Origin of the sequence: Acinetobacter sp. WU_MDCI_Abxe161 (genome assembly GCF_025514355.1) — a bacterium.
Taxonomy (GTDB): Bacteria; Pseudomonadota; Gammaproteobacteria; order Pseudomonadales; family Moraxellaceae; genus Acinetobacter; species Acinetobacter pittii_E.
On sequence record NZ_JAHPTU010000008.1, the window covers coordinates 23,239 to 43,012 of the forward strand.

The 19,774-nt window shown below is 37.4% G+C and carries 15 protein-coding genes and 1 pseudogene; 14 read left to right on the forward strand and 2 right to left on the reverse strand.

The annotated features are described in order from the left end of the window. Nucleotides 1–31 precede the first annotated feature (31 nt). Nucleotides 32–1,195: a zinc-dependent alcohol dehydrogenase gene (locus KTI78_RS10510; RefSeq protein WP_239976442.1), complete on the forward strand. Its 1,164-nt coding sequence runs from the start codon at nt 32–34 to the stop codon at nt 1,193–1,195. An 82-nt stretch (nt 1,196–1,277) separates the two neighbouring features. Here KTI78_RS10510 and KTI78_RS10515 read toward each other — a convergent pair whose 3' ends face one another. Both KTI78_RS10515 and KTI78_RS10520 read right to left on the reverse strand, forming a co-directional pair. Beyond that, nucleotides 1,278–1,679, reverse strand: a complete 402-nt coding sequence (locus tag KTI78_RS10515) for a hypothetical protein (protein ID WP_262446059.1) — start codon at nt 1,677–1,679, stop codon at nt 1,278–1,280. Next, nucleotides 1,672–3,012, reverse strand: coding sequence for an MFS transporter (locus KTI78_RS10520; RefSeq protein WP_262446060.1), 1,341 nt, complete (start codon nt 3,010–3,012; stop codon nt 1,672–1,674). Before KTI78_RS10520 ends, KTI78_RS10515 begins: the two co-directional genes overlap by 8 nt. 98 nt (nt 3,013–3,110) lie before the next feature. On the opposite strand from KTI78_RS10520, the gene KTI78_RS10525 reads away from it, so the two are divergent. The 13 genes and pseudogenes from KTI78_RS10525 to KTI78_RS10585 all read left to right on the forward strand — a co-directional run bounded on the left by KTI78_RS10525 (nt 3,111) and on the right by KTI78_RS10585 (nt 19,755). Further along, on the forward strand, nt 3,111–4,004 hold the full coding sequence (locus KTI78_RS10525) for a LysR family transcriptional regulator (RefSeq protein WP_262446061.1): 894 nt from the start codon (nt 3,111–3,113) through the stop codon (nt 4,002–4,004). 108 nt (nt 4,005–4,112) lie between these two features. Next, nucleotides 4,113–7,193 carry a DUF2345 domain-containing protein gene (locus KTI78_RS10530; protein WP_262446062.1) on the forward strand — a complete coding sequence of 1,027 codons (3,081 nt, stop codon included), beginning with the start codon at nt 4,113–4,115 and terminating at the stop codon, nt 7,191–7,193. Continuing rightward, nucleotides 7,190–8,623: a hypothetical protein gene (locus KTI78_RS10535; RefSeq protein WP_224991580.1), complete on the forward strand. Its 1,434-nt coding sequence runs from the start codon at nt 7,190–7,192 to the stop codon at nt 8,621–8,623. Before KTI78_RS10530 ends, KTI78_RS10535 begins: the two co-directional genes overlap by 4 nt. Nucleotides 8,624–8,625: 2 nt before the next feature. Continuing rightward, nucleotides 8,626–9,693: a PoNe immunity protein domain-containing protein gene (locus tag KTI78_RS10540; RefSeq protein WP_224991581.1), complete on the forward strand. Its 1,068-nt coding sequence runs from the start codon at nt 8,626–8,628 to the stop codon at nt 9,691–9,693. 480 nt (nt 9,694–10,173) lie between these two features. Then, nucleotides 10,174–11,079: pseudogene (locus KTI78_RS10545) on the forward strand (tetratricopeptide repeat protein). 685 nt (nt 11,080–11,764) lie between these two features. Further along, the gene (locus tag KTI78_RS10550) at nt 11,765–12,454 is read left to right on the forward strand and encodes a hypothetical protein (protein ID WP_025470336.1); all 690 of its coding nucleotides are present in this window, start codon (nt 11,765–11,767) and stop codon (nt 12,452–12,454) included. Nucleotides 12,455–12,470: 16 nt separating this feature from the next. Next, on the forward strand, nt 12,471–12,974 hold the full coding sequence (tssB, locus tag KTI78_RS10555; protein WP_005041656.1) for a type VI secretion system contractile sheath small subunit: 504 nt from the start codon (nt 12,471–12,473) through the stop codon (nt 12,972–12,974). After that, nucleotides 12,967–14,448, forward strand: coding sequence for a type VI secretion system contractile sheath large subunit (gene tssC / locus KTI78_RS10560; RefSeq protein WP_016141470.1), 1,482 nt, complete (start codon nt 12,967–12,969; stop codon nt 14,446–14,448). Before tssB ends, tssC begins: the two co-directional genes overlap by 8 nt. Before the next feature lie 49 nt (nt 14,449–14,497). Beyond that, a complete protein-coding gene (locus KTI78_RS10565; protein ID WP_016141469.1) occupies nt 14,498–15,001 on the forward strand; it encodes an Hcp family type VI secretion system effector in 504 nt (167 codons plus the stop codon). 78 nt (nt 15,002–15,079) lie between these two features. Further along, entirely contained in the window at nt 15,080–15,556 is a 477-nt protein-coding gene (gene tssE / locus KTI78_RS10570; protein ID WP_002048404.1) for a type VI secretion system baseplate subunit TssE, read from the forward strand. 16 nt (nt 15,557–15,572) lie between these two features. Further along, nucleotides 15,573–17,384 carry a type VI secretion system baseplate subunit TssF gene (tssF, locus tag KTI78_RS10575; RefSeq protein ID WP_262446063.1) on the forward strand — a complete coding sequence of 604 codons (1,812 nt, stop codon included), beginning with the start codon at nt 15,573–15,575 and terminating at the stop codon, nt 17,382–17,384. Next, nucleotides 17,348–18,346, forward strand: a complete 999-nt coding sequence (tssG, locus tag KTI78_RS10580; RefSeq protein WP_262446064.1) for a type VI secretion system baseplate subunit TssG — start codon at nt 17,348–17,350, stop codon at nt 18,344–18,346. Before tssF ends, tssG begins: the two co-directional genes overlap by 37 nt. Beyond that, complete coding sequence (locus KTI78_RS10585) at nt 18,343–19,755, forward strand: hypothetical protein (RefSeq protein ID WP_262446065.1); 1,413 nt, start codon at nt 18,343–18,345, stop codon at nt 19,753–19,755. The genes tssG and KTI78_RS10585 overlap by 4 nt, the downstream gene beginning before the upstream one ends. The last annotated feature ends 19 nt before the right edge of the window (nt 19,756–19,774 follow it).

The window sequence follows — 19,774 nt, forward strand, 5'->3', positions numbered from 1 at the left end:
ATGACATGATAGAAAATAGAGGAATAACAATATGCGCGCTCTTACTTACCACGGTGCAGAAGATGTTCGAGTAGAAACTGTAGCAGACCCTATTATTCAAGAACCAGATGACATTATTTTGCGAGTGACCGCCACAGCCATTTGTGGTTCAGACTTACATTTATATCGAGGCAAAATCCCTAGAACCGAGCAGGGCGATATCTTTGGGCACGAGTTTATGGGCGTGGTTGAAGAGGTCGGTCCCGCCGTCACCGCAGTGAAAAAGGGTGATCGAGTCATTGTTCCTTTTGTGATTGCCTGTGGTGAATGTTTCTTTTGCCAACTTGACCTGACCGCTGCATGTGAAACCACTAATACAGGGCGCGGCGCAATTATTAATAAAAAACAAATTCCACCAGGTGCAGCTTTATTTGGCTATAGTCATCTTTACGGCGGTATACCAGGTGGGCAAGCGGAATATGTGCGTGTACCAAAAGCCAATAAAGGCCCTTTTAAAGTGCCAACTTCATTATCAGATGAAAAAGTACTTTTCTTGACTGATATTCTACCGACTGCTTGGCAAGCCGTGACTAATGCCCAAGTGAAACGTGGCTCAACTGTTGCAATTTATGGTGCTGGTCCAGTCGGACTATTAAGTGCTGCTTGTGCCAAGATGCTTGGTGCAGAAAAAATATTTATGGTCGATCACAATGACTATCGATTGAACTATGCAGCGGCAACATACGGTGCTATTCCTGTTAATTTTGATGAAGTCGATGCGGCCGAATTTATTATTCAACATACCGATAATTACCGCGGTGTCGATGCTGTGATTGATGCGATTGGCTTCGAGGCAAAAGGCAGTGTGATTGAGACAGTACTCACCAATTTAAAACTAGAAGGTTCAAGTGGTGCAGCACTGCGTCAATGCATTGCTGCGGTTCGTCGTGGTGGAGTGGTGAGTGTACCGGGTGTATATGCAGGCCCGATTCATGGTTTCTTGTTTGGCGATGCTTTTGATAAAGGCTTAACTTTTAAAATGGGACAAACCCATGTGCATCAATATTTACCACAACTTTTAGAACTGATTGAGCGTGGTGATTTATCACCTGAAACCATCATTACCCACCGAATGAAATTAGAAGATGCCGCAGAGGGATATCGTATTTTTAATGAAAGAGAAGAGGACTGCCGTAAGGTGATTCTGCTTCCTTAAAATTCTTAGTCTTATCATTCCATTTCTAATCATCCAAAAGCCTCTTACTGTGAAGAGGCTTTTGAAAATTTGGTATCGATTTTTAATTGCCGAGTGGAACTAAAGTTTCATGTAAATAAACCCAATAACATTTTCCGCCTTCTACTTTAATGCAGGCTGTCGAGGTGCGTAATGTTTCAGTTTCACTCGTTTGCTGATGTTCTTGATATTGCACCCAACAATAATTTTCAAATTCGTATAAAGCTGCACTTTTAAGAATGCTAATTTTTAAAGAAGGTTTCTTGCCCATATTTTGGTTGAATAAACTCTTCACTTCAGTTAAACCAATGCTCTGACCTTGAACCGTTACCATCTTAAAATTTTGATCAAAGCTATCTAAAAGCGGGCTCAGATTTTGTTCTGCATTTTGGCCTGTAAATACATTTTCGATCAACACATGCAAGTCAATTACACTTTGAATGGCTTGATCCATTGGGTTAGACATGATTTTTCTCCTTTAAAATGGGAATTAATGAAATGATGCAGAGTAGAGCTGCAATTAAAAATGTATGTTGATAACCGATTATGCCGTTTGAAGAAGACATCAAGTTATATATTGAAATAAGAACAACCGTGCCGACACTAAATGAAACTTGCCGATTAATATTCCAGAGCACACTTCCTTGTAATAAATCTTTTCCAGTGAAATCAATCAATGAACTAATTTGGGCAATGTTGGCACTTAGTCCGCCTCCCATTCCCATCAATAAATAAGCGAAAATTAAGAGGCTGAATTGATTGCTATTGGAAATATAAACTAAAAAGAAAATACCAAGACTATGCAATATAATTCCAATGATAAGTAAATATTTTTTACCCAGTTTTTGGTAGAGCAGTCCGCCGTTGACCATCGCCGCCAATGCACCGGCTGCATAGAGCAACATAAATAAGCCGGTTTGTTTTGCATTAAAGCCAAAGTTGATCTGTAAATTAAAAATATTGAGTAAATTAACGCCTGTAAAAACACCGGGAACAGCGTAATAAATAATAAATGCATTGCGTAAATTTTTATTTTTTAATAATTGTAGGTTGAGAACTGGATGATCGGTTTTCTTTGCATGATGAAGATAAAAAGTAAGCATTCCGACCGAAATTAGAAAACTGCCTATAGCCAACGTGGCATTATGATAATCCCCATAAAACGAAAAGGAGAGTAATAAACATAAAAGGCTTATATTAAAAATAAGTAAGCCCCGAATATCAGTTTTTACGCTAGGTACATTCTCTGTTTTTTTAATCCATAACCATGCTAAAGCCGCAGCAATTAAAGAAAAGGGAAGATTTGAAAAAAATACCCATCGCCAGTTTAATGAATCAATAATCGCTCCACCAATCGCTGGTGAAAATGCAGGGGCAATAAGCGCAATTGCCATAATCATTGTAGAAATGCGTTGGCGTTCTTGGTTTGGGAATAAGGCATATACCAGTGCTTGACCGACTGGAATTAATAAACCACCTGCTATGCCTTGAATAAATCGCCAAAAAATTAAGCTATAAATCGATTCACTTGAGCCAATAAGCCAGATGCTTAAAGAAAATAGAAGCATTGAATAAGACAATAACTTTTGATTTCCTAACTTGCTGGCTAACCATAAGCTCATTGGCATGATTAGTATCAGACCTAGAATATAGGCATTTGTTACCCAAGCGACCATACTCTGGCTGATTGAAAATGACGCTGAAATATTGGGTAATGCGATTGCTGACATAAAAATATTAATGCAATCAATAAAGAACCCAAGTAAAAACACCGTTGCTATTTTATATCGATAAGACATACCTACCTCCGAGCAGGCAGGGTAAGATCCAGCACTTTTATTGTCGATGCAGGCGAAGTAAAATCATTGTTTAATAATTTCAAACAATCGGCTAAATTGTGCAAAAAAATCTTAAGCAAATTACCAGTTTTTTACAGGTCGTTGATTCTGGATCATTTACTAAGGCTGCTAAAATTTTAGGCTTAAGCCGATCAATGGTAAGTATTGATATAAAACAATTAGAAAAGCAGTTAAATACAAGCCTTTTAATTCGTAACACCCGCAACATTGCCTTGACAGAAATAGGTCAACAGTTTTATGAAGATTTTAAGCAAATTCAACTTCATATTGCTGAGGCTTTGGAACGTAGTCAGCATTTAGGAACAAGTATTACAGGCACTTTACGGTTTTCGTCAACTAATGAGTTTGGACAGCGTTTTATTCTCCCATTGCTTCCTGAGTTTTGTCGGCTTTATCCACATTTACGTTTACAGTACTCGTTTAATTCATCTCTCGATGATTTAGTGACTGAAAAATTAGACCTGGTTATTCGGCTAGGGAATTTAAAAAACTCCTCTCTAAAAACTCGAAAAATCGGAGAATATCCAATTTATCTTGTGGCTACTCCGCAGTTTATAAAAGACCATCCTATAGAAAATATATCCGATTTAGCGGCTGTTCCTTGGATTGGTCATACATTATTAAATTGGCAAGATTCACAATATATTTTGCAAAACAGTTTAGGGGAGCAATATTCATTACCATTTATTCGAAGTCAGTATGAATCAAACTCGGTTACTGCAATTCACCAAATGGTTCTATCTTCTTTAGGAGTTGCTATTTGTCCAGCATGGTTAGTTGATGAAGATATTCAACAAAATCGCTTAATTCGATTATTACCAGATTTTTCTTTACCATTACAAAATATTCAATTGCTTTACCCGAATACTTCTAACTTATCAGCCAAAACTCGTGCTTTTATAGATTTTTTAGTAAGCCATCTTTCTTTTTAGATAAACTAAAAAATATGTAAGTTATGGAAGCTAAACTATTTTATATAAATAGACAATTCTGTCTGTTTTTTATAAAATAACGGCGATTATGACTCAGTTTTTATAATAATGATGTCCCATAAAATATTTCAAATTTTAGATAGTTTAGGTTTAGTTGCACAGAACCGCGCTCTTCATGTGCAATTCTCCAACGCATCATTAAATAACCAAGTTTTCTTACAGCGCATTGAGGGCGAACATACGCTCAACCAAGGTAGCGTTGCTGAGTTACTGTGTCTGTCGACGAACGCACATATTGCATTAAAACAATTTATTGGCTGTCAGGTTGCTGTTGATCAGGTCACAGACACAGGCCAGTTTTTTAGAACCACGGGCATTATTACCGAAGCGAGCCAAGGCCAAAGTGACGGCTCACTCACTATTTATAATTTAAGCTTAAAAGACCCAACTGCACTTTGGCATAAACGTCGTAATAGCCGCGTGTTTATGAACAAAAGCGTGCGCGATATTAGCGAAATTCTGTTTAAAGAATGGCAGGGTAAAAGCCCGTTATTTGCCTCAAGTTTAACGCTCGACACGGCAGGGTTAAGCAAAGACTACGATGTGCGTCCATTTGTGATGCAATCAAACGAAAGCGATTATGACTTTTTAACCCGTTTATGGCGTAGCGAAGGCATTAACTGGTTGGTCGATGAATCACAACTTTTTGTCGCTGACCCAAATGCGTCTATTCAGCCACAAGTCTTGCGCTTAATTGACGATAACCAGCACTATCAAGCCCTTGACCGTCGTAGCCTACGCTACCAACGCAGCAGTGCCACAGAACAGTTCGATACCATTACTCAAGTTAAAGCTGAGCGCCGCTTACAGCCGACGTCTGTACATGTGCAACGCTGGCAAGCCGATGCCCTACAACAAGAAGAGGGTAGTGGCAGCGTACAAGGCACGCAGAAACACAGCGAACACTATGACAATGCTAGTCTAAACCTTGAAGATGCATGGCATGTTAGCCCAGCGTGGATGCAGGACTTAAATGGTGAAGATCAAGCTACAGCTTCAGGCAATAGCCAGATTGAACAGCTTAACCAGCATATTAATGCTTATCATCACTTGAGTTCGAAACAGTTTACGGTTTCAGGTAACGTCCGTGATGCACAGGTGGGTTACTGGTTTGAACTCAATGACCATCCAGAACTTGACCAACACGACAGTGCTGATAAAGAGTTCTTAATCTTAAGCAAGCATTACTATAACCAGAATAATTTACCAAAAGAATTACAACAGCAACTTGAGCGCCTATTACCCAAAGACAAGCTTAAGGCTGCCCAACTCGACACGCAAAATCCTGAGCAGCGCCACTTTGCTGAGCTCAATGTCGTTCGACGCAACATTAAAACTGTCCCTGAATATAACCCACTAGAGCACCGTCCAGCGGCTTACCCGCAGCGCGCTAGAGTGGTGGGGCTGGAAGGTGAAAGTATTCATGTCGACCAGTGGGGGCGCATTAAAGTCCGTTTCCTGTTTACCCGAGCTGACGACCATAGCCATGACGGTGGCGCAGGTAGTAACGACAATGACACTGACTCGGCTTGGGTTGATGTACTCACCCCGTGGGCAGGTGCAGGTTATGGCGCACGCTTCTTACCACGTGTTGGTGAGATCGTGGTGATCGACTTTTTTGACGGCAATATTGACCGCCCATTTGTGGTGGGACGTATTCACGAAGCTGAACGCCACCCAACCCAGTTTGACCAGAAAGGCCAATTACCTGACACTAAAAAACTCAGTGGCATCCGCTCCGAAGAAGTCGATGGTAAAGGCTTTAACCAGCTCCGTTTTGACGACACCACAGGCCAAATCAGTGCCCAGCTACAAAGTAGTCATGCGGCAAGTCAGCTCAACTTGGGTAACTTAAGCCATCCAAAAGATAAGGCGGAAAGTGACGGTCGAGGTGAAGGTTTCGAACTCAGAACAGACCAGTGGGGTGCAGTAAGAGCTGGCAGTGGCTTACTCCTTAGTACTCATAAACAAGACCAAGCCCAAGGTGTACACCTAGAGGCAGCTGAGGCCAAACAACAAATTGAAGGAGGCCTTAGCAATGCCAAGGCACTCAGTGAAGTTGCTAAAAATCAGCAAACTGATCCATTGGAAGTGCTTGAGAACTTAAAAACCTTCATAGAGCAAATTGAAGAAAAAGATCAAGACAAAGCTGCTGCTTTTAAGCAAGCCTTGATGATATTGACCGCACCTAACAGTATTGCTCTAGCCAGTAATGAAGACATTCACCTCAGCGCAGATGCTGAGTTAAGTCAAACTGCTGGTGATAGCATTAACCTGACCACTCAAAAGAACCTGATTGCGCATGCCCAAAATAAAATCAGCCTTTTTGCAGCTCAAGAAGGGGCAAGACTCTATGCAGGCAAAGGCAAAGTCGAGATACAAGCGCAAGGAGATGGAGCAGACTTAATTGCCCGTAAAGCTGTTCAAATTATTTCAACAGAAGACAAAATTGAAATTAGTGCTTCTAAAGAAATCGTTATCACGGCAGGTGGGTCTCAAATCAAGATTAATGGCTCGGGAATTTTCCCTGTCACTGGCGGTAAGTTTGAGGTGAAAGCTGGGCAGCATGTGTTTATGGGAGGAGGTAGTGCGTCTGCTACCTTGCCTGCTTTACCTAATTTGAATATGCCAGCTAAGGAGCTTGAACTGAAATATGTGTATGGCGATTTAAAGCCAGTCGCTCAAGCACCCTATAAGCTGATATTTCAGGATGGCACAACACAAGAAGGTATTCTGGATGGCAATGGTTTTGCTAAAGTTCAGATTCCTGCTGATAAAATCCAGCCAAAGGTCTATTACGGTTTTAGCAATATGGAGGCTAAACCTGATCAGTCCAAACAGCAGAATAGCTTTAAAGATAAAAAAGTAATAAGCGTCATGGCAGCAGAACAATTGATCGAGCAATATAACAAGCAAGAGCTAGATCACTTATTAGATGAATATTTCCCTGATGAAATACAAGCCATGATCGATGGGCAGGGTGTTGAGTACGATGACCATATCAATGATTACGTGGAAAAAGATTTAGAGCAACAAAATAATCCAGATGATGCTATTGCTGACCATGCAGAGGAAATTCCATTGAATGAACAATCAACTCCACATTTTGATCTTGGGGAGGGTTTATGAGTACAGCCGTTGCAAAATCATCTGCTAAAACCATTCGAGTCACCAAAAAAGGGGAGCAATCGGCAGCCGACTGGATAAAAGGTGTATTAGACGGGAGTGGATCAAGCCCGGCACAAATTATCGTAGCGGTTGTGATTGGCTGTATTCCTTTCGTGGGGCAAGGGGTTGATGTCGGAAATGTTATTGTTTCAATTGTCAAAATTGCAGAAAACCCAAATAACAAAGATAACTGGTTTGATCTAGTCTTTAATTTAATTGCATTTGTTCCTGTTGCTGGAGATGGTCTTAAAATTGTATTTAAGCAATTGCGCTCGGGCAAAGCGATGGGAGCAATATTAGATGCAATTCCCAGTAAAACCATGCGTGGCAACGTTGAAAAATGGTTTCGTAACTTAAACTGGAATGCTTATACCAAAGAGTTGCAAACAACCAGTAATAAAATAATTGATAGTCTAATTGATGTTTTTGATAGCTGGATGACACGAGCTGTCTTGGGACAAGCCCGGTTAAAAACTCTTGTGGTACAACTCAGACAAATGAAAAAAGTTGCGAACAAGCAAATTGAAATGGTGATGAAAGACCTGCAACTAGTTCATAAAAAAGCTTTGGCAACACCTTATCCAAATACCACAGCGAAAGCCCCAATCCATACGTCAGGTTCAAAGAAACCTAATTCTACGTCTGCCCCTCGTACACAGCAAAATGGTCAGGTTCTTAAAAATACCAGTGGTAATTCAGCGACGACAGGAAGCAAGAATACATCGACTAAAAGAGAAGCAAAAAAGCGTAGTAATCAGGAACTAGGTTCGGGTGGTGAACACATCACGGATTATTATTTTGTGAAACGGAAAAAGAACCGCAGCAAAATCAATAATAATGGTGTGCTATATGAGTATCATGATACTGGGCACAATGGTATTGACCATGTCTGGCATAGCAATAGTATTGGACATGGATACCGAATTACAGACAGTAAATCGACGAATTTAGCCAGCCATAAAAAACTGATGACCCCTAAAGCTGCAATGGCTGCTTTAAGAATGGGTTTAGATGTTTACATGAAATCTGATCAGGAAAGTAAAGCAAAACGGTCAGTAGGTACAACGGTGGCTGATGGTGTGCAAATGTCACATCTTTGGATTGCGAATAAAATTGATGAGGCAAAGCTTACTCTTGAACATAGACGAAATTTAATTACGCAGATAGAGGCTTGGCGTAGGGTTAAGTTTAAAGCAAGCGCTGAAAAAAGAATGGGTAAAACAGTAGCGGTGCGTTGTCCTTATGATCGGAGCTTAGTTACGATTACGGGAAATCTATTTGATCATCATAGTCAATGTAAAGGACTGGATAAACCGAAATGTACCCGTACAGTAACTGCACATGCGATTACTTTAGAATTTGTAATGCCAAATGAAATGCTGGAGCGTTAAGAATGTCGATAACAGTCAATGATCAAGAAATAGATTGGCAAAGATGGCAAGAATTGGAGATACAGGATACGCATTTATATCGAGATACTTTGCTGCCTGAAGATATATATCATGAAAGGTTTGACATATTTCTTAATGGATTGTATTCGGTTACAGATGGTTTTAGTAATTATAAAAAAGAAAAGAAGTTTGGTGGATATATTGCCGCAGGTCATCAGCGTTTAAAAGATGCACTGAATTTAATGTCTTTGCAGTATTCTGCTGGTGGGGATATTAGCTTTATTAAAGAGCTTTATCCTTACTTACTGCACTGGACTGAAGAATATGCTGAAACCAGTCATTTATATAATTTAAGCCCTGATGCTGATGGGCGTTATGTTTGGCATATCAGTTTAGGTACAGAGGACTACTGGTATGTTGCTTTACGTTTGATCTGTTTTGGTTTGTTAACGGGCTATGCAGACCAAATGTACCGGATTATGCCGATTATTGACTATGTTGAAGCTACACCAGAAGGGCAAGAGAAAGATGGCTTAATCGAACGTCTGGTTGCTCCCTTTGTATCAGGCCGTGGAACTCCACCAGATGAAGCCAGAAGACATTTACCTTATCGAAAGTTAATCAAGGTGTTTAATGCTGCACCTGAGCAACGCCCAGCGTTAATGCTGCAATATTTAGAAAGCTGGTATGAAGCAAGCCGTAGAGAACCTTATTATGATCAACATCCACAAACGGATATAAATGACGGTTTCACATATTACGGATATTGGTCATGGGAAGCCGCAGCAGTAACATGGCTGTTAGAAATAGATGATGCTTTATACCGTGATCATGAGTTCTATCCAAAAGAATTAGTGGATTTTGCACGTTCACAATCAAATGTGGCTCCAAATGAGGAACAGTCGGAGCGTATAAAAGTAAAAGGTGGCGAAGCTTGTATTAAAACAGGTCATTGGATTACTCCAGCTAAACCTGATACGCGACTTTATTTTACGCAAGGTGCCATATTACCGATCCTTTCAGAAACGGACTGGGGTGAAGTGTATTGGTACTGGGATGGTGAGAGTTAATTGAATGCTCGAAAGGGCATTTTTATAAAGCGCAATGGAAATGTTCAGTTTTGAACTAGCTTTTTAGAATTTTTAGCTTGTCGTGATACTCTACGAATAATACTTGATATCAGGGAAATTTGTGGATGAGCAATGCCGAGGTTGGGATGCTTAAAGCCCGTTAGGGCCTTCCATTATTCTATTTTGTATTTTCTAAAGATATACATGCAAAATTGGAAAGGTGTAAAAAAAGAGTGAATTGTTAATAGATGAAGATTTTGATTATTTTTATTATGGAAAATCAATAATATTTTAATCCGTTATGTATGAGGCCTATCCAATTGATAGGCTTTTTTATGTGAGGGAATTTCTAAGGTGAATTAAATAATCGAACTACGATCAGACGGACAGAAAATAGATTGGCTCACTTATTAAAAGGTCAAGATCCTTATCTAGAATATTATTTTGATAAGGAAAATTTTTGAAGTAAAAGGTTGCTTAATGAAGCTTAGATTGTTTGTCATTACCTTAATATTAGTCACATCTGCATGCAGTCAACAGAAAGAAGAATACACTCACGGAGGTTTGACTAAAGATTATAAAGATGTGTCTGAATATAAGTCTAAACATGAACTAGAAAAGGCTGCAAAAGCAAATGATGCTGAGGCTATTTTTGTATTGGCATCTATGTATGCCACAGGCGAAGGTGAAAAATTTGATCCAAAAAAAGTATTAGAACTATTTGAGAAATCTGCACAACTAGACTCCTCAAATGCCATGCTTCAATTAGGACTGATTTATCGAAATGGCAATCAAGTTGTAAAAAAGGATGATCAAAAAGCTTTAATGTGGTTTGAAGAAGGAGCTAAAAAGGGAAACCCTTCCGCAATTCACAATGTTGGGCTGGCATATTACAAAGGTTTAAATGTAAAACAGGATAGAGCAAAAGCGTTTACATATTTTATTCGATCTGCTGAGTTAGGACTCATACAGTCCCAGACAGTAGTTGCTGCTCAATTATATGGTGGAGATGGCGTTAAAAAGGATATCAAAGCATCTTTTAAATGGTTATTAAAAGCTGCTGAACAGGGAGATCTTAGTCACAAAACAATGTAGGTTTGGCTTATGAGCGAGGTGAGGGGGGTAGAGCAAGATCTACTTAAAGCACTTGTTTGGTTTAAGCGTGCGGCTGATCATGCACATGCGTTAGCGCAATATAATACTGCTCTTAAATATTATAATGGTGCAGGTATGAAACAAAATTTAGATGAGTCAATACGATATGCAGAAATAGCTGTACGCAATGGAAATAAGGCTAGAATAGAGTTGTTATTTAATATTTATTCGGATGATAGTAGTTCAAAATATAATCCCGAAAAAGCTAATTATTGGAAGTCTAAAATATAAATTTATACTTAAATAAAAGACTCTTTTGAATAGACGAGCTTTTCTAAACTTAAAAAATCGTAATATTCTTTAAAAATATAAAACCAAATAGTTTAATTTTCTTGATGTCAAATATGATTTTGAGTTGTGCAAGAGCTTGGCTCTAAAGGAAAGATGGTTATTTGCAAATCTACGGGCTTTATTAGTTCTACTTTCTCTCACAAACTGAAATAAAAAATATACCAAATAGACAGATTAGTCTTGACAAGTCGATTTTTATTTATACCGAGTTTCTAGTTTCATAAATTTGAAATGTATCTTTTACAATCATTTAATCTATTTATCTTTTTTATTAGATAAAATCTTTTTAAGAAAATGTTTCGTAAATCTTAACTAAGTGATATTTATGATAATTTTAAGTTTAGTTTTAATTTTTATTTAATCTATAAAAAACAGCAACTTATTTTTAATTACAAAAAATAACAATATTATATTTTTATAAGAATAACTTTATTAAGCTATATTTTATAAGCATCTTAACTATTTACTTTTAGTTTAAGTTGATATGATTTTTATATAAAATATGTTTGTTTATATGATAAACTGCGTCTAAATTTTTTGAATATAAGGTTTTTAGACTGATTTTTTAATGTTTTAAGAATATTAACTTTTCGGTAAAGCCTTGAATAAATAAGAAAACAGAGGAATGAAAGTTGTGTTGAAACGAAGTATTTTGATACTTTTTTTGACTGGAAACATTATCGGTCTATCATATGCTCAAGCAGCAGAACTAGAGCCTGTAAAACTTAAAAAAAGTTGTATTAAGAAGAACCCTTTAGCTGAAGGTCAAAATGATCCTGAGTTATTGAATATTTTTAAACAAGTTTGTGATAGCGATAATACAACTCAAAAAAATGATTTATTAGCTAAAGCTGCTATGCGGTTTTATCAGACCAATCAACCAGTTAAAGCATTGAATTTAGCAAGTCAATTGCAAAGTCAAAATATACGCGGTTCATTAATAACAGATGTCTTGTTTTTATCTGGTGTGAGCATTGCAAATAATTCTTTGCAGCAAATGCGTACTCAGGAATTGAGATATTTAAGCAATGATGTGACTTATCCTCCTGCAAAGCAGTTAATTGAGAATATTCACACTGCGATGCCTGCTCCTGATCCATCGAGCTTTAAAGCGAGTTCTGATAGTAGCTCAGATGATAATGAAAAGAGAAGTTATAAAAAACAGTATGTAACGCGTAATAAAGCGAGTACTTCTAGAACTTCAAATAAACGAGTATCAAGCCCAGCAAAGACGACTACAGTAAAACCTAAAACTGCACCTGCAGCCACTGTGAATAAATCAAAAAGTTCGCCTTTTGACCCTTTAATTAAATAATCCGGAATAGAATCTTATGGCTAAGAGAGAGAGCGTACAAAAGAAGCTTCAGCGAATTCGACCTCCACGTGTTCAGCTTACATATGATGTCGAAATTGGTGATGCAAAAGAAGCGAAAGAACTACCATTTGTTGTAGGTGTGATGGGTGATTTTTCGGCTGCATCTGAGCTTGAGCGTACAAAATTAAAAGATAAAAAATTTATTAATGTTGATTTAGATAACATTGATGAAGTTATGGAGTCTTTGTCTCCAAGAGCTGCTTTCCAAGTAGATAATACGTTGACAGAAGAGGGTGGTAAAATCGCTGTTGATTTAACATTTAAGTCAATGGAAGATTTTCGTCCTGAAAATGTGGTTCAACAGGTTGATCCATTAAAAAAACTTGTTGAAGCACGTGAGCGTTTAACTGATTTAAGAAACAAAATTTCTAACAGTGAACGTTTGGAAGATTTACTTGATGAAGTTCTTAAAAATACAGATCAGATTCGTAAATTGAGTGCGGAGGCTGATCATGAATAATACCCAATCTGCAGCAATGCCACTTGTTGAAAATGAACAAGCTACGCTTTTAGACTCGATTGTTGAAGAAAGCCGTATTGCCCGAAATGAAGAAGAACATTCGCGTGCAAAAAGCTTAATTGGTGAACTTGCTAAAGAAGTAATGGCAGGGACAATTACAGTTTCTGAAAATATGACTTTATCAATTGATAAGCGTATTGCGGAAATTGATGCTCTGATTTCAAATCAATTAAGTCAGATCATGCACAATGAGCAATTCCAAAAGATTGAATCAACTTGGCGTGGTCTCTATTACTTCTGTCAAGAGACTCCATCTAACCCTCTTATTAAAATTCGTATGTTGAATACGACTAAGAAAGAGTTAGTAAAAGATTTCCAAGGTGCTACAGACTTCGATCAAAGCACTTTGTTTAAGAAAATCTATGAAGAAGAATATGGTTCTTTTGGTGGTGCGCCATACTCAGCATTAATCGGCGATTTTGAATTTGACCGTACGCCTTCTGATATGTATTTGCTTGAGCAAATCTCTCATGTTGCTGCAGCAGCCCATGCGCCATTTATTTCGGCCGCTAGCCCAAGCATTCTTGGCCTTGAGTCATTTACAGATATTGACCGTCCTCGAGATGTGTCAAAAATCTTTGAAACAGCTGAATACGTTCAATGGCGTTCATTCCGAGATAGTGAGGATGCTCGTTATGTTGCTTTAACCTTGCCACATGTACTAGGTCGTCTTCCTTATCATCCAAAGGAAGGAACAGCTACAGAAGGGTTTAACTTTGCTGAAGATGTTTCGGGCGCAAACCACAATGAATATTTGTGGATGAATGCTGCCTACGCTTTCGGTACTCGTTTAACTAATGCATTTGATATGCATGGTTGGTGTGCTGCAATTCGTGGTGTTGAAGGTGGTGGTTTAGTTGAAGGCTTGCCAGTACATACATTTAAAACACAAGATGGTGAAGTGGTATTTAAGTGCCCAACAGAGATTGCGATCACTGATCGCCGTGAAAAAGAATTAAGCGATTTAGGCTTTATTCCTTTGGTTCATTGTAAAAACACTGATTACGCTGCTTTCTTTGGTGCGCAGTCAACTCAAAAACCTAAAAAATATGACAATGATACAGCAAATGCTAACTCTGCTTTATCAAGTCAAATTCAGTACATCATGGCCGTTTCACGTATTGCTCATTATTTAAAAGCAATGATGAGAGACAAAGTAGGTAGTTTTGCTTCTGCTGGAAATGTTGAAGCATTTTTAAATGAGTGGTTGTCACAGTATGTATTACTTGACGATGGTGCTTCTCAAGAAGCAAAAGCTCAATACCCTTTGCGTGAAGCGTCTGTAAAAGTTGTAGAAGACCCTGCTCAACCAGGTCACTACAAATCTGTGGTTTTCTTGCGACCACACTTCCAGCTGGATGAGTTGTCAGTTTCTTTACGACTTGTCACTGAGTTACCTCAGTCCTCAAATTAATAAAGGTCAGCGAAAGAATAACTTTAAATTAAAAATAGGAAAGTTCTAAATGAAAGATATATACGTTGAGTTTCGTGGTAAGTATAAAGTTGACGGAGAGTCTCGTGACGCTGAGCACAAAGGCTGGTTAGAAGTTAACTCTTGGTCTCACAACATTCGTCAACCTAAATCTGCTACTTCAAGTAGTGTTGGTGGTCATACTGCTGAACGTGTTGAACATTCAGATATGGTTTTTGTTAAAGACCTAGATGCAACTAGCCCGAAATTATGGGAAGCATGTTCAGCAGGTTATACATTTGATGAAGTACAAATCGACTTCTACCGTGCAAATGGTGATAAGCGCATCAAGTACTTACAAATTAAATTGAAACATGTTCTAGTTTCTAGTGTAACTCCAACAGTTAATGAAGAAGGTGTTCCAACAGAAGCGTTTGGCTTGAAATACGCAGCTGTTGAGTGGACTTACAATCAACAAGATATTAACGGTACTGCTAAAGGTGCTGTTACTAAGAAATGGTCACTTTCTAACAATACTGCTTCTTACGCGGCGTAATAGTTTAAGTGAATATTTGGTGGAGGCTGACATAAAGTTAGCCTCTGCTGTCTTTAAGCATGCTTGTTGTGAACTCGAATGAATTTAGATCGGCTTTATCCCTATGGATTTCGTTCAACTTTGTTTGACCGCTTAATTCCTGAAAGTGAAGATTATGCAAAAGGTCTTTCTATTCAGCAATTAAGAGAATCGGTAGCAAAAGATTTAGAAGACTTGCTTAACAGTCGAGTCGCTAAGTTGGATCATGTAGTCGATGATTATCCACTAGTTAAAAAATCTATACTTCAGTTCGGTATTATTGATTTTGTGGGGCTTTCTACAGCTAATCCGCTAGATCGAGACAAGATTTGCCAATCAATTGAACAATCAATTGCAGCTCATGAACCCAGATTAAGACAAATACGGGTAGAGATGTTGTTGGATGGGCACAATATGGGGGCATTGTGTTTAAGCATTCAAGCATATCTAAATATTCATCCACTGTATGAACCTGTCGTTTTTGATGCATTGTTAAAACCAACAACGCAGCAATATGTAATTTCAGCGAGAACCTAAGCATAGTGGGTGTGTTGTGATAGAAGAGCTTTTACCTTTTTACGAAAAACAACTACAGGAATTTGGTCAGCAATCTCGTGAATTTGCCCAAAAATATCCGAAAATTGCTCAGCGTCTATCTTTAAATCAAGAGCAGATCGATGATCCGCATATTGAACGTCTTATACAGGCTTTTTCATTAATTTCGGCTCGTATTGATAAAAAGCTTGCTGATAGTTATGACGTATTTACACGTTCCTTATTTGAGGTGATGTTCCCTCAATACTTACGTCATTTTCCGGCTTGTTCTGTAATAAGTTTTGAAGATATAAATAAAATAAAGCAGCTCACAGAAGCACATATTGTTCCTGCACACACAGTTTTGAAGTCTCGCAGTTTTAAAGGCGTTCAGTGTGAGTTTAATACCACGCAAGAAGTCAAATTACTCCCGATAAGCTTGCAAGCGCTAGAGTTCAAAAGTACACCTAGTGCCCATATGTATTTAAGTCAAAATGCGACTTTAACTTTTAAATTTGAAATTTTTAATCGTGCTCATGCGTGTTTAATAAACGAAAAATTACCTATTTATTTAGATGCAATTTCTAATTTTCCACTTCAAGTACTAGATAGTATTTTTAAAAAGAGCACAACTTTTGCTGTTAAAATAGGACAGAAAATTGTTGAATTGGACAAAAATCCATTTGAGTTAACAGGTTTTTCAGAGCAAGAAAGTCTATTGCCACTCGATCAACATACTCATCATGCTTATCGTTTACTGATGGAATATTTTTGTTTTCCTGAAAAATTTAATTATCTGAAACTCGATTTAGGTTTTTTAAAGCGCTTATCTTTAGAAGAAAGTAATTTTGAACTGTTGATACATTTTAAATTAAATTTAAATGATCAAGCCGTAGTTCGAAATTATTCTGAATTAAATGTCGCTAATTTTAAGTTGTTCACTACACCAGTCATTAATTTATTTGAAAAATATGCTGAACCGCAAAAAATTGTACATAAACAATTAGAATACCCACTGATTACAGATGCTCATCATCCTGAGTTTTATCAGGTGTATTCAATTACTGAAATGAATATGGTTCGCGAAAAAACGAGTCAAGAAGAAAGTTATGTTCCAGTACTGCCTTTTTTTGCGATGAGCCACTATCATTCTGACACGGCACGTTTTTTCTATTCGGTGAATTATCAAAAACTACAACCCAATTTCGTCGAAATGGGTTATTCAATTATTTCAAAAAACTTAAATCCTTCTTCAACACGTTCAGATTTTATTAGTACTAAACTATTATGCTCAAATCGTGACTTACCACATGAAGCATTAGGACAGTCCAATAATATATTAAATCTAAATGATAGTAGTTTGGCTCGCCGTGCCATTGTTTTAAAAAGACCTACAAAACCTTATCAATTTGGTCAAAGCCAGAGTGAGCAGTGGCGTGTTATTTCGCATCTTTCATTAAATAGTTTAGCTTTAATGAAAGGTGATGCGGTATCTCATATTAAAGAGTTACTTGCGTTGTACAACTTACCTTTATCAAAAGAAAATTATCTAATTATTGAGTCAATCAAACATCTCGAATTTTCACTCACTCACAAGCTTGTAGATGGAAAACCATTCCCAATGTTTGTAAGAGGGGTAAAAGCAGAATTACAGATTGATTCATCGGTATTTAGAGGACATAGCCTATACATTTTTAGTCAATTGCTAAGTCGTGTTTTTAATTTAAAGGTTCAAATTAATAGTTTTGTTGATTTGGTTGTTAAGGATTATTCATCTCAGCAGGAGTTATACCAATGCAGTCAGAACGTTGGTGGCAAGACTCTTCTGTAACAGCTGAGCTCTTTACTAAGCCCAAGTCTTTTGAATTTATTCAAGCCACACGACTATTAAGACACGATTCAAGTCGTGCAATGTGTTCATCTTGGAGTGATTATTTTAAGTTTGAGACATCCTTTAATTTAAATTTTCCTGCTACAGAGATTGAAAATTTAGAATTAACGGACGAGCGAATTTATATTACGAATTTAATCGTTGGTCTTACGGGCATACAAGGTGCTTTGCCTTATACATATACGAATAAAATTAAACAGGCTCCACGTCAGCAACGAGCTGAAACTAAAGAGTTTTTAAGCTTATTTAATCATAAGCTTACTGCTCAATATGTAGAGTCTAGTATTACCTATAATCTGCCGATTAGATATGAGATAGAACATAAAAACGATTATTTAGATATTCTGCATGCTTTGAATGGCTATGTGCGATCACAGCATCAACAAGCTGATTTGGATGAATATTTTGCAGAATTTTCAGGATTAATGCAGGGACAAAATAATACAGTCCATGCATTAAAAACGATGCTGTCATGTATTTTTAAACATGACATTACGATTAAAGAATTCGTACAAGAATCTTTTAAGTTGGTAAGTGATCAATTAACAACATTGGGTGGAAATCAGCCGAGTTTACTTGGTGTTAATACCTTTTGTGGGGAAACCATTCAGCAGATTGATGGAAAAATTGAAATTCAAATTGGGCCATTAAAACGTCAGCAATATCTAAATTTCTTACCAAATCAAGAGTTAAGTTTAAAGCTTAAAAAGCTCGTGGAAACTTGGTGTAGCCCAACTTTATCGATAGATCTGCGGCTTATCTTGGATGAGTCAGAAATACAACCCATTTGCTTAACTCACAATAACGAGAGTGGTTTAGGGCAGGGTTCTTTTCTCATATCACGACAACCAAAAGTACATAACCATGAAACGTGCTATAGCCTTATTGGAGAGAAAATATGATTAAAAAAATATTACTCTCATTCATTGCTATTTTTTCATTGGTTAGTGGAATTATTATTTTCTACTGGCGTGATGTTCAATATAATCCAGATAAAGGAGATTTTTTCCTTTATTTCTTGATGCTACCCGCAGTTATTACCTTGGTGATCTTATCGCCATGGTTAGTTTATAGCGCTTATAAGACTTATAAAGACAAGAAAGAACAAGCTATAAATCAAGATAAAGATGATGATGCTAGTCAAAAACAAAACGCAGTAGTTGATCAACCATTAGAACAGCTAGATTTTAATATTTACTCTGCTTTTGCTTTACATGCGTTAGGTGAGAATGAAAGTATTATTGAGCAGCTACAAAACTTTAAAAGTCCAGAGTTGGATGATCAACTGTTAAATTCTTACGGATTGCCTCTTTTATCTTACAGAATTAAAGATTTGGATGAAGAGGAACGTGAGGAGAGCGAATATGCGTCTCCACGACAAGTTCGTATGATGTCATTGATAAGACAGCAACTAGAACAAAATATAGAAAATTTATATCTTCTAGCCGAACATTTAAAACGTTCAACTTTATTTTATGAGTCGCAACAGGCCCGTGAATATCAGATGCATCCGGCATGGGTGGATCCTGAGTCTGAATATGATGATGTTCAAATGCCGATTGTAGAAGTTTATCGTTTAAATCGCTTAAATCTACACATCCTTCTTTCGGAGGATTTATTACATATCTGGAATGATGACCAAAGTAATGAATTAATTTTAGAATTCTTTGCTGAGATTGGTATTCCTGCTCAAAAGCTCCATATTGAATATCATTTTTTTGGAGAGCAACTCGCTTACCAAGAGTTGATACACCTATTAAAAGGTATTCATAAAAGAGAACATGAGATTTTCTTGTTGGTCGTAACTGATTCTGAAATTGATCAGGATCTGGTCGATGAAAAATCTTGGATGATTAAAGATTATATTCCTGCTGAATTTGCGGCAAGCTGTTTACTGGCCGATCCTCTAGTAAAAATTCAGGAATTAGAACCTTCTAAGGCACTGAAAGTTGTTGTGGGCCAACAAGATACAGCAAAGCTTTTTAATAATTTTAAATTTAATGATTTGCCTCAGCATGAAGGTGAGGAGCCTTATGTACTGATATTGTCAGATCAGACCGATATAAAAGTTTCGAAAAAATTGCAGCAGCACTTTCTTCAAACGCCTGTAGAACCGCATCACTATATTTATGTGAAATCTTCATTAGGGCATACCCAGCATTTAGCTGATATTTATGGCTTTATGCTGAGTATGCATTTTCCTGAACATATCATTCCTTTTGTCTTTGGAGAAAATACAGTGTCAGCACACACATTTGTGCAATCTGTCACTGAAAATTCAGAAGATGATGCGATGGTGTTGAATAACTAATTTAAACTTTGGACTTAGA